The 14416-nt window shown below is 54.3% G+C and carries 17 protein-coding genes; 3 read left to right on the forward strand and 14 right to left on the reverse strand.

What is annotated here, in order from left to right:
* From ACLD3P_RS10395 to pmbA, 13 genes are all read right to left on the reverse strand, one after another.
* Entirely contained in the window at nt 1–285 is a 285-nt protein-coding gene (locus tag ACLD3P_RS10395) for a type II toxin-antitoxin system RelE family toxin (protein WP_000220578.1), read from the reverse strand.
* A complete protein-coding gene (locus tag ACLD3P_RS10400) occupies nt 275–517 on the reverse strand; it encodes a type II toxin-antitoxin system RelB/DinJ family antitoxin (protein ID WP_000212724.1) in 243 nt (80 codons plus the stop codon). The genes ACLD3P_RS10395 and ACLD3P_RS10400 overlap by 11 nt, the downstream gene beginning before the upstream one ends.
* A 77-nt stretch (nt 518–594) precedes the next feature.
* Nucleotides 595–2508 (reverse strand): BglG family transcription antiterminator, encoded by a 1914-nt coding sequence (locus ACLD3P_RS10405; protein ID WP_001212135.1) that lies wholly within the window; start codon nt 2506–2508, stop codon nt 595–597.
* Between the two features lie 16 nt (nt 2509–2524).
* Nucleotides 2525–3265 carry a 2-dehydro-3-deoxy-phosphogluconate aldolase gene (dagF, locus tag ACLD3P_RS10410; protein WP_000779254.1) on the reverse strand — a complete coding sequence of 247 codons (741 nt, stop codon included), beginning with the start codon at nt 3263–3265 and terminating at the stop codon, nt 2525–2527.
* Nucleotides 3262–4380, reverse strand: a complete 1119-nt coding sequence (locus tag ACLD3P_RS10415; protein ID WP_023137277.1) for a DgaE family pyridoxal phosphate-dependent ammonia lyase — start codon at nt 4378–4380, stop codon at nt 3262–3264. The genes dagF and ACLD3P_RS10415 overlap by 4 nt, the downstream gene beginning before the upstream one ends.
* Entirely contained in the window at nt 4364–5497 is a 1134-nt protein-coding gene (locus ACLD3P_RS10420) for an amidohydrolase/deacetylase family metallohydrolase (RefSeq protein ID WP_061377946.1), read from the reverse strand. Before ACLD3P_RS10420 ends, ACLD3P_RS10415 begins: the two co-directional genes overlap by 17 nt.
* 58 nt (nt 5498–5555) lie before the next feature.
* Nucleotides 5556–6200, reverse strand: a complete 645-nt coding sequence (locus ACLD3P_RS10425) for a DUF4310 family protein (protein ID WP_000392128.1) — start codon at nt 6198–6200, stop codon at nt 5556–5558.
* A gap of 11 nt (nt 6201–6211) precedes the next feature.
* Nucleotides 6212–6988, reverse strand: coding sequence for a DUF4311 domain-containing protein (locus ACLD3P_RS10430; protein WP_000478578.1), 777 nt, complete (start codon nt 6986–6988; stop codon nt 6212–6214).
* Between the two features lie 22 nt (nt 6989–7010).
* Nucleotides 7011–7313, reverse strand: a complete 303-nt coding sequence (locus tag ACLD3P_RS10435; protein WP_000975187.1) for a DUF4312 family protein — start codon at nt 7311–7313, stop codon at nt 7011–7013.
* The gene (locus ACLD3P_RS10440) at nt 7313–7675 is read right to left on the reverse strand and encodes an SFCGS family glycine-rich protein (protein WP_000435389.1); all 363 of its coding nucleotides are present in this window, start codon (nt 7673–7675) and stop codon (nt 7313–7315) included. Before ACLD3P_RS10440 ends, ACLD3P_RS10435 begins: the two co-directional genes overlap by 1 nt.
* A gap of 10 nt (nt 7676–7685) precedes the next feature.
* Complete coding sequence (locus ACLD3P_RS10445) at nt 7686–8024, reverse strand: glycine dehydrogenase (protein WP_411006700.1); 339 nt, start codon at nt 8022–8024, stop codon at nt 7686–7688.
* Between the two features lie 277 nt (nt 8025–8301).
* Nucleotides 8302–8688 (reverse strand): cytochrome b562, encoded by a 387-nt coding sequence (gene cybC / locus ACLD3P_RS10450; RefSeq protein ID WP_001232231.1) that lies wholly within the window; start codon nt 8686–8688, stop codon nt 8302–8304.
* A gap of 98 nt (nt 8689–8786) precedes the next feature.
* Nucleotides 8787–10139, reverse strand: a complete 1353-nt coding sequence (gene pmbA, locus ACLD3P_RS10455; protein WP_000852994.1) for a metalloprotease PmbA — start codon at nt 10137–10139, stop codon at nt 8787–8789.
* Nucleotides 10140–10234: 95 nt separating this feature from the next.
* Between pmbA and yjgA the strand changes: the two genes are divergently transcribed.
* Nucleotides 10235–10786: a ribosome biogenesis factor YjgA gene (yjgA, locus tag ACLD3P_RS10460; protein ID WP_000166287.1), complete on the forward strand. Its 552-nt coding sequence runs from the start codon at nt 10235–10237 to the stop codon at nt 10784–10786.
* Nucleotides 10787–10892: 106 nt separating this feature from the next.
* Here the strand turns inward: yjgA and mpl are convergent, their stop codons facing one another.
* Entirely contained in the window at nt 10893–12266 is a 1374-nt protein-coding gene (gene mpl, locus ACLD3P_RS10465; protein ID WP_001219832.1) for a UDP-N-acetylmuramate:L-alanyl-gamma-D-glutamyl-meso-diaminopimelate ligase, read from the reverse strand.
* A 174-nt stretch (nt 12267–12440) separates the two neighbouring features.
* Between mpl and fbp the strand changes: the two genes are divergently transcribed.
* Both fbp and ppa read left to right on the forward strand, forming a co-directional pair.
* A complete protein-coding gene (fbp, locus tag ACLD3P_RS10470) occupies nt 12441–13439 on the forward strand; it encodes a class 1 fructose-bisphosphatase (RefSeq protein ID WP_000853764.1) in 999 nt (332 codons plus the stop codon).
* Nucleotides 13440–13665: 226 nt separating this feature from the next.
* Complete coding sequence (gene ppa / locus ACLD3P_RS10475) at nt 13666–14196, forward strand: inorganic diphosphatase (RefSeq protein ID WP_000055079.1); 531 nt, start codon at nt 13666–13668, stop codon at nt 14194–14196.
* The last annotated feature ends 220 nt before the right edge of the window (nt 14197–14416 follow it).

Consider the following 14416-nt stretch of genomic DNA (forward strand, 5'->3'; position numbering starts at 1 on the left):
CTAAAGCCGTTTGTTTGCATCGTGATAGACGGCTGAATGTTCTCGCTTGCCGACCGCGACAACAAACACAATCACAACGTCATCCCGAACCTGGTACACCAGACGATAACCGGACGATTTAAGCTTAATTTTATAGCAGTCAGGAAGACCGTTTAAACGGGCAGAGTCGATTCTGGGGTTCAATAGCACATCAGCCAACTTTTTCTTAAGCTGAGCCTTCACCGTATCGCCCAGCTTATGCCACTCTTTTAAGGCCCTCGGGTCGAATTCCAGTTCATAAGTCATCCAGACTAACCTTGATTCCCTTTTGCGGGCTAGACAGCCTCTCCCGAACTGTCTGAATCAGTGCATCCTCACTGTCGCTAAGAGTGACGGTTTTCACTGGCATGCGCCCCGTTTCCGCGACGTACTGGAACAGTAATCGCACGGCTTCCGTTGGAGTAATGTTCAGTTTTTCCAGCACGGCATAAGCCTCATTTTTGAGTTTGTCATCCAGACGGACGTTCAGCGTGGCCATTATGCCTCCAGTAAAATCGAATGTGTAATGCAGTTTAGCATTACATTCGCATTACATCGAATTCTGGATAACGCCTCTCAAAAACGACTCACGCACTCCATCGCGACCGTTTTAAATTGCGTAAAATTCTGACATGCGCAGAGGCGCGTCATGGCGCGTTCGCGCAGGAAAGTGACGAAAATATCGTAGATGGCCATCGCCTCTTCATATTCACTTTTGCTGATGGCGAGTAAAAAAATAACGTGCGCCGTTTCGTCACCCCAGGCAATCCCCTGTGGCGCGAGCACCGTATAAACCACCGTTTTCTTCGCCAGCAGCCCCAGCGCGTGTGGCAAGGCAATCCCGTCGCCTAATAACGTACTGACGATAGCTTCACGTTCAATAACCGAATCGAGAAACGCCGCATCAACAAAGCCTTCCTCATGCAACTGATCGCACAGCGTTTTAAACAGCGTCTGTTGATCTATTTCCCCTTCCACGATGCGAAAATGCGAGGCATCGAAATATTTATCCAGCATCCACGGGCGGGTTCTGTCTACCAGCACCAGCTTACCGATCTGCTCTAATTGATAGTCGGTAGGAAAGGGCGCGATCATGATGACCGGTTTATCTTTTTCACCGATCCGCGCCGTGGAAATCACAAAATCCTCCACAATACTGTCCCGCGCCTCATAGTCGCGTAGCGTCAAAGTGCGGGCTATCTCAATCTGCGGGTATTTCCGCGCCAGTACCGCTTCAATCATCCGCACCATCGCATTACCAGCATCACACACCAGCAGTACCTGCGGCTGCCGCTGGTAGCCAATGTTGTAACTACGTTCCAGCCCAACGCCAATATGCAGCACCAGAAAACCGATTTCGTTTTCGCTAATGGTATACGGCGTGTATTTTCCCCAACTCGATATCGCCGCCAACGTCATATCCCACGCCATCGGATAGTGCTGCTTAATATTTTCCAGTAGTGGGTTGGGGATCATGATCTGGTAGCGCACGCGGGTGATCATCGTTTTGATGTGGGTCAGCAAGTCCGCGTGAAGCTGTTTATCATTCAACAGGTTATAGTTGTACTGGGTATTAATAAAATTGAGGATATAGCGCACCAGCGCCTCTTCATCATCGGCATTAATGGCGCTGGGGGCAATTTCCTGTACCTGGCGGGCGGCAATATGCACCTTCAGCCAGCTTACTTCCGGCTCCGACAGCGGCTTGTCGGCCAGCTGTTGTAGTAGCTCCGCAATCTCATGCGCCGCATGGCGCACTTTTTCATCGACCTCCTCTGCCACGCATTCCGATAACGGATACCCCTCGCGAATACGCCGTACCGCCACCGCGCAGTATAAACGCAGAAACAGTTCGCTCTCATCGGTCAGGCGGATTTGACAATGAGAGAAAATATCCGGCAAAAGAGACTGCAGCCGTTGAGACACCTCGGTGTTCAGCGTGGTACTAACAATTAACGGATGGGAGGGCTCCTGCTGCGCCAGCGTCCATAAAAGGTCGGTCAGACAGGCGCGAATCGCCATCTCTCCGCCAAACAGTTTCATGCCATGACGCGGACGCGTTTCCAGCGTCAGATGATAACGCAGCAAATGCTCGCGCACGTCCGCCATATCATTCTGCAGCGTCGCACGGCTGACAAACCATTCATCTGCCAAATCCTCCAGCTTCAGCGAGAAGGCGGAGGTTAAAAAACGCGCCAGCAAATAGTGTATCCGCTCCTGGCTGGTGCGCGGACCGCGCGCCAGGGCGGGAGATTGCTGCGTTTGCAGGGATTGATAACGTGCCGGATCATCAATTTTGAGCTGATACCCGTTGCCGCGGCTGAGAGTAAATTGCGCGCCATGCGGCGTCAGCAACATGTTCAGCGCGGCGATATCCGCCCGAACGGTACGCGTGGAGACCGACAACCGCTGCGCCAGTTCGTCCTGCGGCAGCGTCTCGTTTTGCAGCATCGCAAATAGCTGCGCTAAACGTTGGTTGGGGAATCGCACGTCTCTCTCCTCATGATTAGCCGACACGCGACCGGACGATAGCGAGTAACTGACGCACATCGTCCGCACGGGTGTTGCCGCTCACCTTATCAATAATCGAACTATAAATGTGAGGAATGATTTTGCTTACACCTGCATCAAGGGCGATGTGCAGAATCTCGGCGAAGTTTTCCAGATCGATGCCGCCCGTCGGTTCCAGCCAGAAATCATGGCGGGCGCAGGCGTCAGCCACCGCTTTATACTCGTCGCGACAGGTGAGTCCTCCCATCGGAAAGTATTTAACGGAGCTGCCGCCCATATCTTTGAGCAGCGCAATCGCCGTTTCTATGGGTACGATGCCGTCCGGCGCGCGGCTGCTTAGCGGGCCGGTGGAAATTTTCACCAGTCCCGGCGTGCCGGTCGGCGAGACAAGACCGTTCACCACCGTCTCGTTTTGCCCCAGCAGCGCCCGGCTGGCCCCTACGCCGGTAAACACCTGGTTGACATGCTGCGGCTGTACCTGACGCGAGATTTCGCTCACCATCGCCGACTGGTTAGGATCGCCTGCCCCCAGTCCGACGGAGAGCGCATTGTCGATAAGCGCCGCATATTCACGCATATCCGCGACTGCGCTTGCCACATCCGGATAGTTTTTGGAGAGCACGCCAACCAGCACATGACCTTCCGCCGCCGCGTAGATTTCCCGGGCGTTATCTTTCGAACCGGCCAGTACGTTCAGGCAAACGCGATCGCGGTAAAAGTTAGGGGTCAGTTTCATGCTTGTTTCTCCTGATTAATCACCTCGCCAATACGACGCGCCACAATCGCTAACTGCGCGCGATCGACGCTGCGGACATCCGCTTCAATAATTCCTTCGTTGGCTTTGTATCCGCGAAAGTAAATCGCGTATTCCCCTTGCTTCAGCGCGTCGACCAGTTCGCCTGTGGCGATGCCGGTAACGGCTTCATCAAACTTAATTTCCGTGCGCGCGATGTCGCGTCCGGCGCTGTCCCACACCACACGGGCGCTGACGCCGTTAAACGTGTTCAACGTGTCGATAAAGGGCGCCATTTTTTCTACCATCTCCGCGCCGCTCTCTTTTTGCGCCCGCAGGTACAATTCAATGGCGCAGGTCAGGCCAATAATTCCTTCTTTGCCGACCTTCATCGCCCGGCCAATGCCCGCTGACTGACGTTTTACCCACTCAACATACTGCGTTTTACCAATCACCAGCCCGCTGGTCGGCCCTTCAATCGCTTTCGCGCCGCTATAGATAACGAGATCTGCGCCCACGCGGTAGTAGCACTGCAAATCTTCTTCCGCCGCCGCGTCCACAATCAGCGGGAGATTATGCGTGCGCGCCACCACCGCAGCCTGCTCCACGCTGAGCATACTTTTCTGTACGCAGTGGTGAGATTTGATATAGAGAATAGCCGCCGTGCGCGGCGTAATGGCCGCCGCCAACTGCGCGGCGGAACATTCGTTGGCGTAACCGGCTTCCACCAGTTTGCCGCCGCCCAGCGCCACCATCGTTCCCACCGGCGCGCCAAAGTTGACGTTGTGGCCCTTTGGCAGGACGATTTCGTTATTTTCAATCGGTGTAACGTGCAGGTTTTCCAGCAGCCAGTCGCTGTCCTGAACCAGGACCGCGGCAACCGACTGGGCAAGGCCCGCACTGGCGCAGGAGACTACCGTCGCCCCTTCCACTTCCAACAATTTCGCAATGTACTCACCGGTTTTATTCACCAGATCTTTCATCTCGAAATACTGATTCATTCCGGCCATCGCCGCGTCTATCACTTCCGGGCGCGGCGTAGAGACACCGAGCGCCGTCATACGTCCGGAGGCGTTAATCACCTGTTTTAATTGATACTTCTCAAAAATCGAAGGCATGTTCCGCGCTCCCTTGTTCGGTCATATAGCCCTTGCCTGCGCGTATCGCGGCAAGCGGCGTCAGCAATTCTTCAGCCTGTAAGCTGTCGTTTTCCGCGTCTACCAACACGGCAGGCTGGCGTTTAAGCGTAAAGAGGGTCAGGTCGGCATCCAGACCAGGCTGAAGACGACCTTTGGTTTTCAGATTCAGGCTATCGGCGGCATTGGCCGTCACGCACGCAATGACCTGCGGCAGCGACATGCCGATGGCGAGGAATTTCGACATCACATTAGCCAGCGAATGCACCGGGCCATTGATGCGGTTACGGCAGTAGATATCGGAACTGATGGTATGCGGTAAAATCCCCAGGCTAATGGCGCGTTTCGCCACCGCAAAGCTCAGGCTGGCGGTACCATGCCCGACGTCCAGACGCACGCCGCGCGCCAGCGCTCGTGTCACCGAGGCGCGCAGCTCGCCTTCCGGCGTCAGAATACGGTTCGGCTTACCGTTGTAACAGTGGGTAATGATATCGCCCGCTGTCAGACGCTCCGCTATTTCGTCCAGATCCGGCGGGTTATTGCCAATATGCACCATCAGCGGCAGGTTGCCGTTTTCTTGCTGCATGGCTTTAGCGCGTTCCAGCGGTGTGATGCCGTTAACGCCTACCACGCTGCTGCTCATCCGCGCCTTGAGGCCGACGATAAAATCCGGGTGGCGTTTTACCGCCTGCCGGACCGCATCGGCGTCAATATTGGCCATGTTAGCCAGCTCGTTTTGGGCAATAAGCCCAACGCGTGAAACATTCAATAGCGCATAAACGTCGGTGGTCGCCTGACGGGTCAGGGTGTAAAAATCGTCAATATCATCTGCGCCAGTGCTGCCGGCATCAATCACCGTCGTCACCCCCGTCGCGATGCCGATACTATCCGGCTCATCGAAATAAATCGGCGATTTTGGGTAGCAGTGAACATGAGAATCAATCCAACCCGCACTAACGTAACACTCGCCGCGCAGGTCAATGGTTTTCAGCGCCGGACCATCAACGTCACCCAACGCCGCGATTTTGCCATCTTGCAGGGCAATATTAGTCAGCGTGTCATCGACCAGACGCGCATGGCGCAGGAGTAAATCAAACATCGCTCTCTCCTTTGCCGGATGGCGGCGCAACCGCCTTATCCGGCCTACAAATCAACAGTTAGCTAATCGCAACCGGGAAGATGGAACCGAGGATCATCGCGCCTAAAATCGCGCCGCCGGTAATCGGCTTCTGCCAGATATAAAACAGCAGCGCGCCCACCAGAGAGCCCAGACCAATGGGAATCGATGCCGTCATGGCGCTGAGGATAATCAACGGCCCCAGAAAACGGCCTGAAGTGTTACCGGCCCCCATCATGACGTCCGCCCCGTACGTGGAGTCGCTCTGATTAATGGTGAACTTACGCGCCAGAATAATGATGTAGCCAATCGCCAGGCCAATCACCAGACCGGTTATCAGCGAAGCGATAAAGTTCGCCACCGGGAAGACAAAGCCGGCCCCCAGCAATAACGCCGGAACCCCTAAGCCCACGCCGGTCTGAATTGCCCCGCCGATATCCAGAATTCCGACCAGCGAACCTTCGATAATGCGGGCAAATAAAAAGCTGGCGCCGAAAGCGGCGACCGCGCCGTAGACACCGGTATCCATCCCCGCTTTCAACATCGCCACAAAAGCGACTTCGTTAAATGCGCCGATACCGTACAGATAGTACATATGCGTCCCGGCGAAAACGCCGGAGGAGAGCAGGCCAACAAAGATCGGGAACGACCAGTCGGCATACCAAAAACCTTTATTCTCTTCCATTGTGGCCTCCGTTATTTGCCGCTGAGCGAGTTGTGGATCAGTTCAAGCCAGTTCGGTACCGTCATGTTGAAAGACTCGATCATTTTCATGTCGAAGCCGCGGAAGAAGCCGCTCAACACAAACAGCAAAACGATGGCGACCATCATCACTTTGGTGACATGGTTCCAGCCGCTCTCTTCTACGCCTTTACCGATCAAAATACCCAGTACCAGCCCCGGTACGGCGTTCCCCATGATGAGCTGCGCCGCGCCGCCGAAAACGGTGGCCCAGAAGCCCGATTTTTTACCAGCGTCGATCGCCGCTAACCAGAAGATCACAGGCATGACGATGTTGACCAGCAGGTTTGCCGCCGGTACCAGCACCTTAACCGCCGTCACCTGTAGCGCTTCTGGCACGGATGAGGCAGTCAGGTTAAGGAACGTCACGACGATCATGCCGATGACGGCGCAGGCGATCGCCATTTTTTTCGGGTCGTGCAGCGTCTCGCCGACGTTACGGTTTTTGATCATGAGCGCCGCCGCGCCCCAGTTAGGGATGATGCGGTGATCGACATCCTGGGTGAACGATCCGGCCGCCACAGACGACGCCCAGGCGTTAAAGAAGAAACCCAGCCCAAAGGAGAAGTGAGATGCCGGGTCGCCTTCACAAGAGTTGAGTTCGCCCAACGTACGGAACGCGCCCATCCCCTGCGTGGTTGGCGCGTGAAACATGCGTGCAGCCCCAGCGCCCACCCCTACGCCGACCAGCGCGCCGATAATGAGCGATTTAATTAGTATTATCAGGAACATAACTATGCCTTTTTAATAAAAATCAGCGTTTCGCGACGAAATCCACCCTGTCGAGATTGATGGCGGTCACGTTGACGGTCACATCCAGCTCCACGCTGTAAGTGCGTCGTTCCCGGCGCAAAAAGAAAAACAGAAAGGCCTCTTTACGCACCGACTCATGCGCCTGAACAATCCGCACATCCTGTGGCTCAATACGCAGTAAGATATACGGCGACTCTCTCATCACCGCCGACTGAACATGGTTCAGCGCATCGGCAAAGGCGCGTGCTTTGGCGTCGCCCTTGCCTTTTACTCTCACCGTGGTGGTGAATTGCTCTTTCATCATCAGGCGCCGTATTTCTTTTGCCACGCCTGCACCAGGCGCTCGCCGAGCTCTTCTTTATCCATAAAGCCGAAACCCAACACGTTGCAGCCTTCATTGATAGCGGTGACGCCTTCATCCACTGACCGCATGCCATATTTGGCTTTGTAGCCATGCTTGTTTTGCGCGGTGATAGCGCCTGCGCCGCCGCTGCCGCAAAATGAAATGCCGAAGGTGGCGTTTTCCGCTTTCATCACATCGCCCAGCTTCATGTCTGCCGCGACGCCCGGTACGACGACCGCGCGACCGCCCGCTTTTTCCACGCCTGCCGCCACTTTCTGGCCTTTACCCAGGCGATCGCCAATCACGACGGTAATCTGTTCCATTTTTTGCTCCTTAGAAGTTGTCTTTCGCGACTTCAAAATGTACCGATAATAGCCAGGCTTCTTCGTCAGGAAGGTTGCCAAACGCCGCCACGATTTCGCGGGCGAGCGCTATTGATTCGGCTGAGATTTCATCAAACAAGCTGGCATCGACTTCCGGTAAAGGCTCGCCGGTAATTGACCGGTGCGCCATCGCGCGAACGTGCGAGGTCAGCATTTGCGTCTGTACCGCATTGGGGACAATGTGATGCCGCCCCAGCAGGCCATCCACCTGCGTTAACACCTGTTCAGCCAGTTCGTTAATTCGCTCACCGGCATCGTGTTTTACTGCTCCGTTATCCACGCGTCTCACCCCGTTAATGGCAATGAGATAAAACTAGCGGCAAGGGTTAAAAGTTTGTAGCGAGTTATTTTCCACCTCGAAGTGGAAACGCGAGTGGGATAGGTGATCTGCGCCACAGAAAAGGCGGCATTAATGAATTATCGCCGGGAAAGTGTGAGATCTATCGCGGCATAAAGAGGAAATGGCGAAACAATGACGTTGTCGTATAAAGTGAGAAAGTGTGATGGGTATTACATTTTGCCGGATGGCGACCTGCGGATAAAGCGAAGCCGCCATCCCACAAAAATTAACGATACTTTTTATGATACGTATTGCGGGTGGTTTTTAGCGCTTCCGCCGCCGCTTTCGCTTCTTTAACGTTACCTTCGTTCGCCAGCTTCAGCGCGCCATCAATTTGGCCGACCAGAATGTCAAAACCGTGACGAAAATCCTTCATTTCCGGGCTATCCGGCGCTTTATCTTCCAGCTTTGGCGGCGTAGCTTTTTGAGCATCCAGCGCGGCCGCGCGCATTTTGGTTAATGCCGCTTTCAGTTCAGGGGCACTATCCGTTTTCTCAACAACTTTCAGGTTATCATTGAGAATATCCATATTATCTTCAAGATCGGCAGCAAAAACAGCCGAACCGAATACCAGCGATGACACAGCAAGAATAGCTAACAGGCTTTTACGCATTGCTCACTTCCTTTTTTATTATTAACGATAAGTGTAATACCCTGAATAATTCGGGTTGCAGGCAGCCAACGCGCCTGCAGCCTGAAGTATGACGGGTATTATTGTCCGGCGATTTTCATCTCCGGTAACAATACCGAACCGCACTGTATATTACTGCGCGTTTCAATATCATCACCCACGGTGACAATATTACGCCACATCTCTTTTAAATTACCGGCAATGGTAATTTCACTTACCGGGTACTGGATTTCACCATTTTCAACCCAGAATCCCGCAGCGCCGCGGGAGTAGTCGCCGGTAATACCGCTGACGCCCTGGCCCATCAGTTCCGTCACCACCAGGCCGGTGCCCATCTCTTTTAGCAACTGCTCAAAGTTCAGCCCCTGCCCGGCGATACGCCAGTTATGAATGCCGCCGGCATGACCGGTACTTTTCAGCCCCAGTTTGCGGGCAGAATAGTTGGTCAGCAACCATTGCGTCAGTACGCCATCCTTCACAATGTCCCGGCGCTCCGTACGCACGCCTTCGCTGTCGAACGGTGAAGACGCCAGCCCTTTTAGCAGATGCGGGTGTTCTTCGATGGTTAACCATTCCGGCAGAATTTGTTTGCCCAGCGAGTCGAGCAGAAAAGTGGATTTACGGTAGACCGCGCCGCCGGCAATCGCCCCGACCAGATGACCAAATAGCCCTGTCGCCACTTCATTGGCGAAAATGACCGGCGCTTTCATGGTGGAGAGCTTGCGCGGCGACAGGCGGGATAAGGTGCGGCGCGCGCACTCGGCCCCGACCCATTCCGGCGCTTGCAGATCCGCCATTGCCCGACCGATGGTGTAAGCGTAATCACGCTCCATGTCGCCGTTCTCTTCAGCGATGACGCAGCTTGAGAGCGAATGGCGCGTGGAGCAATATCCCTGCAACATGCCGTGGCTGTTGCCGAACACTTTAATGCCGTAATGGCTGTTAAAGCTCCCGCCTTCGGTATTGGTGATGCGTTTATCCGCCTTTAGAGAAGCCTGTTCCGCACGCGCGGCCAGTTCAATGGCTTCGTCTGGCGTAACCTCTGCCGGGTGGAACAAGTCCAGATCCGGCGCGTCAAACGCCAGCAGTTCTTTGTCCGCCACGCCTGCGCACGGGTCCGGCGACGTGTAACGCGCGATATCCAGCGCGGCCTGCACGGTACGGGCAATCGCCTGCGGGCTTAAATCCGTCGAAGAGGCGCTGCCTTTGCGGTTCTGGTGATACACCGTAATGCCCAGCGCGCCGTCGCTATTAAATTCGACATTCTCTACTTCACCATAACGGGTGCTGACGCTAATGCCGGTGGTCTTGCTGACGGCGACTTCCGCCCCATCCGATTTGCCTGAGGCTAACTCCAGCGCTGTCGAAACTGCTTCTTCCAGAATCTTACGCTGCGCTTCAACTTGTGAGATTACTTTCATTGCAAATGCCATAATGTAGAGAGAGTTTCTCTGAAGTCTAACAGAGAACCGTTTTTCAGTGCGCATCTTAACTGGTAACATTAGCCTCTTTTTTTAAGGAGCCTGACATGACAAAGCAGCCCGAAGACTGGCTCGACGACGTTCCCGGTGATGACATCGAAGACGAAGACGATGAAATTATCTGGGTCAGTAAAAGTGAAATTAAACGCGATGCCGAGGAATTAAAACGCCTGGGCGCGGAACTGGTGGATCTGGGGAAAAACGCGCTGGATAAGATCCCGCTGGACGCCGATCTGCGCGACGCCATTGAACTGGCCCAGCGAATCAAAATGGAAGGACGCCGCCGCCAGTTGCAGCTTATCGGAAAAATGCTGCGCCAACGCGACGTTGAACCTATTCGCCAGGCGCTGGACAAGCTGAAGAACCGCCATAATCAGCAGGTGGTGCTGTTTCACAAGCTTGAGCATCTGCGCGATCGTCTGATCGTCGAAGGCGATGACGCGGTAGCCGAAGTACTGACCCTGTGGCCGCACGCCGATCGTCAACAGCTTCGTTCATTGATCCGCAATGCGAAGAAAGAGAAAGAAGGCAACAAACCGCCGAAATCAGCGCGTCAGATTTTCCAGTATCTGCGCGAGCTGGCGGAAAACGAAGGGTAATTTTACACGTTGGTAGCATCTGCCGGATGGCGGCGCTGGCGCCTTATCCGGCCTACAGGAATGTACCTATTGTAGGCCCGGTAAGCGCAGCGCCACCGGGCATTTTTTACTCCACAACCAGTGCTTTTTTCGCCAGCCCATCCAGCAATTTCTGATGGATGCCGCCGAAACCGCCGTTGCTCATCACCAGGATGTGATCGCCAGGCTGTGCGGTTTTCACCACCATTTCCGCCAGCGTATCGACATCGCCACTCCAGTGAGCAGGCTGTACGCAGGCTTCAGCGACTTCCGCCACTTGCCACGGAATATGCGGCGGCTGCAGCAGGAACACTTCATCCGCACGCCCTAACGACGGTGCCAGGTCATCCTTGCATAACCCCATCTTCATCGTGTTAGAACGCGGCTCCAGCACTGCGATAATGCGCGCGGTGCCGCCCACTTTACCGCGCAGCGCCGCCAGCGTGGCCAGAATTGCCGTCGGGTGATGAGCAAAATCGTCATACACCGTCACGCCGTTCGCTTCGCCGCGCAGTTCCAGACGGCGGCGGGCGTTAATAAATGACCCCAGCGCGCTGGCCGCTTCTGCGGGCGCGACGCCCACGTGGCGCGCGGCGGCAATCGCCATCAGACCGTTGTGCATGTTATGTTCGCCGACCAGGCCCCATTTCACATCGCCGACTTTTTCGCCGTCCAGCCACACTTCCCACTCGGAAGCATCCGTAGTCAGCTTCTTCGCCTGCCAGTGTCCCTGCTCGCCCACCAGCTCCTGCTCGCTCCAGCAGCCCAGCGCCATGGTCTGTTTCAGGTTGATGTCGTTTTCCGGCCAGATGATGCGCCCCTGCCCCGGCACGATGCGCACCAGATGGTGGAACTGCTTCTGGATCGCTTTCAGATCGTCGAAGATGTCGGCATGATCAAACTCAAGGTTGTTGAGGATCAGCGTACGCGGGCAGTAATGCACAAATTTAGAACGTTTATCAAAGAACGCGCAGTCGTACTCATCCGCTTCGATAACAAAGAACGGGCTCTCGCCCAGGCGCGCGGAAACCTCAAAGTTGCCAGGTACGCCGCCGATCACGAAGCCCGGTTTGTACCCGCAAGCTTCCAGTATCCAGGTCGCCATGCCTGCGGTCGTGGTTTTGCCGTGGGTACCGGCGACCGCCAGTACCCAGCGGTCGCGCAACACAAAGTCGTGCAGCCACTGTGGACCAGACATAAAGGGAATGTTTTTTTCCAGCACCGCTTCCACGCACGGATTCCCGCGCGTCATCGCATTGCCGATAATCACCAGATCCGGCTGCGGATCGAGCTGGCTGGCGTCATAACCCTGGATCAGATCAATGCCTTGCTTCTCAAGTAAGGTACTCATCGGCGGATACACATTGGCGTCCGAACCCGTTACTTCATGACCAAGCGAGCGAGCCAGCATCGCCAGCCCCCCCATGAAAGTGCCACAAATTCCCAAAATATGAATGCGCATACGTCACTATCCTTTTTTTATCTGCGAGCCATTTTACGCACATGTCTGGCAAGTGAGAAACGCATTTCAGGTAAATCTGTACTTTGCTGGCGCGATTCACCTGAGCGCATCATCTGAAATGTTTGTTAAGATTGTTACGGTCGCTTTACTCCAATCAATTGCAGGGAAAGTGTTATGAAAACGTTAGGTGAATTTATTGTCGAAAAGCAGCACGAGTTCTCTCAGGCTACCGGTGAGCTCACTGCTTTGCTGTCGGCAATAAAATTGGGCGCCAAGATCATCCACCGCGATATCAACAAGGCCGGTCTGGTCGATATCCTGGGTGCCAGCGGTGCTGAGAACGTACAGGGCGAGGTTCAGCAGAAACTCGATCTGTTCGCGAACGAGAAACTGAAAGCTGCACTAAAAGCGCGCGATATTGTAGCGGGCATCGCATCGGAAGAAGAGGACGAAATTGTCGTCTTTGAAGGCTGCGAACACGCGAAATATGTGGTGCTGATGGACCCTCTGGATGGCTCTTCTAACATCGACGTTAACGTCTCTGTCGGTACGATTTTCTCGATTTATCGCCGCGTGACGCCCGTCGGCACGCCGGTCACCGAAGAAGATTTCCTGCAACCCGGCAACAAACAGGTCGCTGCGGGATATGTCGTGTATGGCTCGTCCACCATGCTGGTTTACACCACCGGCTGCGGCGTACACGCTTTCACCTACGATCCGTCGTTGGGCGTGTTCTGTCTGTGCCAGGAACGTATGCGTTTCCCGGAAAAGGGTAAAACCTACTCCATTAACGAAGGCAACTATATTAAGTTCCCGAATGGCGTGAAGAAGTACATCAAATTCTGCCAGGAAGAGGATAGTTCAACAAGTCGCCCTTATACCTCACGTTACATTGGCTCTCTGGTGGCCGATTTCCACCGCAACCTGCTGAAAGGCGGCATCTATCTCTACCCCAGCACCGCCAGCCATCCGCAGGGGAAACTGCGTCTGCTGTATGAGTGCAACCCGATGGCGTTCCTCGCGGAACAGGCCGGCGGCAAAGCAAGCGATGGTAAAGAACGTATTCTGGATATCATTCCGGAAAGCCTGCACCAGCGCCGCTCGTTCTTCGTTGGCAACCGCCATATGGTTGACGATGTGGAACGCTTTATCCGCGAATACCCGGACGCGTAATCTTTACCACCATGCGGAATAACGCATGAAGCCGCCATTGGGCAATAACATGTCCGATGGCGGCGTTGCCTTATCAGGCCCGTGATTTTTTCGGTTCTTAACCTTTGTCGTTTATGCTCCGCAACGACGCGCCAGATGAGGCGGAAACGAAAACAAGCGAAGACTTTCGGCGTGAGTTGGCTATAATACTCGCCACTTGTTTGTCATAAATTCAAAGGAAACAGACATGAGCTTACTCAACGTCCCGGCGGGTAAAGAACTGCCGGAAGATATCTACGTCGTTATCGAGATCCCGGCTAACGCAGATCCGATCAAATACGAAGTTGACAAAGAGAGCGGCGCGCTGTTCGTTGACCGCTTCATGTCCACCGCGATGTTCTATCCGTGCAACTACGGTTACATCAACCATACCCTGTCTCTGGACGGCGACCCGGTAGACGTTCTGGTCCCGACGCCGTACCCGCTGCAGCCAGGCGCCGTCATCCGTTGCCGTCCGGTTGGCGTACTGAAAATGACCGACGAATCCGGTGAAGATGCGAAACTGGTTGCCGTACCGCACACCAAACTGAGCAAAGAGTACGATCACATTAAAGATGTGAACGATCTGCCGGAACTGCTGAAAGCGCAGATCACTCATTTCTTCGAGCATTATAAAGATCTCGAAAAAGGCAAATGGGTGAAAGTTGACGGTTGGGACAACGCCGAAGCGGCTAAAGCGGAAATCGTTGCCTCCTTCGAGCGCGCAGCGAAGAAATAAGTTCGCTTTTACATAATCGTCAAGATAAAGGCTCTCATAGTAATGAGGGCCTTTTTATTGGCTAATGAATAGAACACAATTTTTATCATTATTAGTTTAACATTCACGGAATGAATAAGACTCTACCTTATTTTTTATTAAAAAGGGTTGAATACGCTCACATTTTCTCTAAAAAGCTCAAGATAATAATTGTTTTGTGAATGCCCGCAGACTCCTCTGG

Origin of the sequence: Salmonella sp. 741265073_HBA, assembly GCF_046569105.1 — a bacterium.
GTDB classification, from domain to species: domain Bacteria; phylum Pseudomonadota; class Gammaproteobacteria; order Enterobacterales; family Enterobacteriaceae; genus Salmonella; species Salmonella enterica.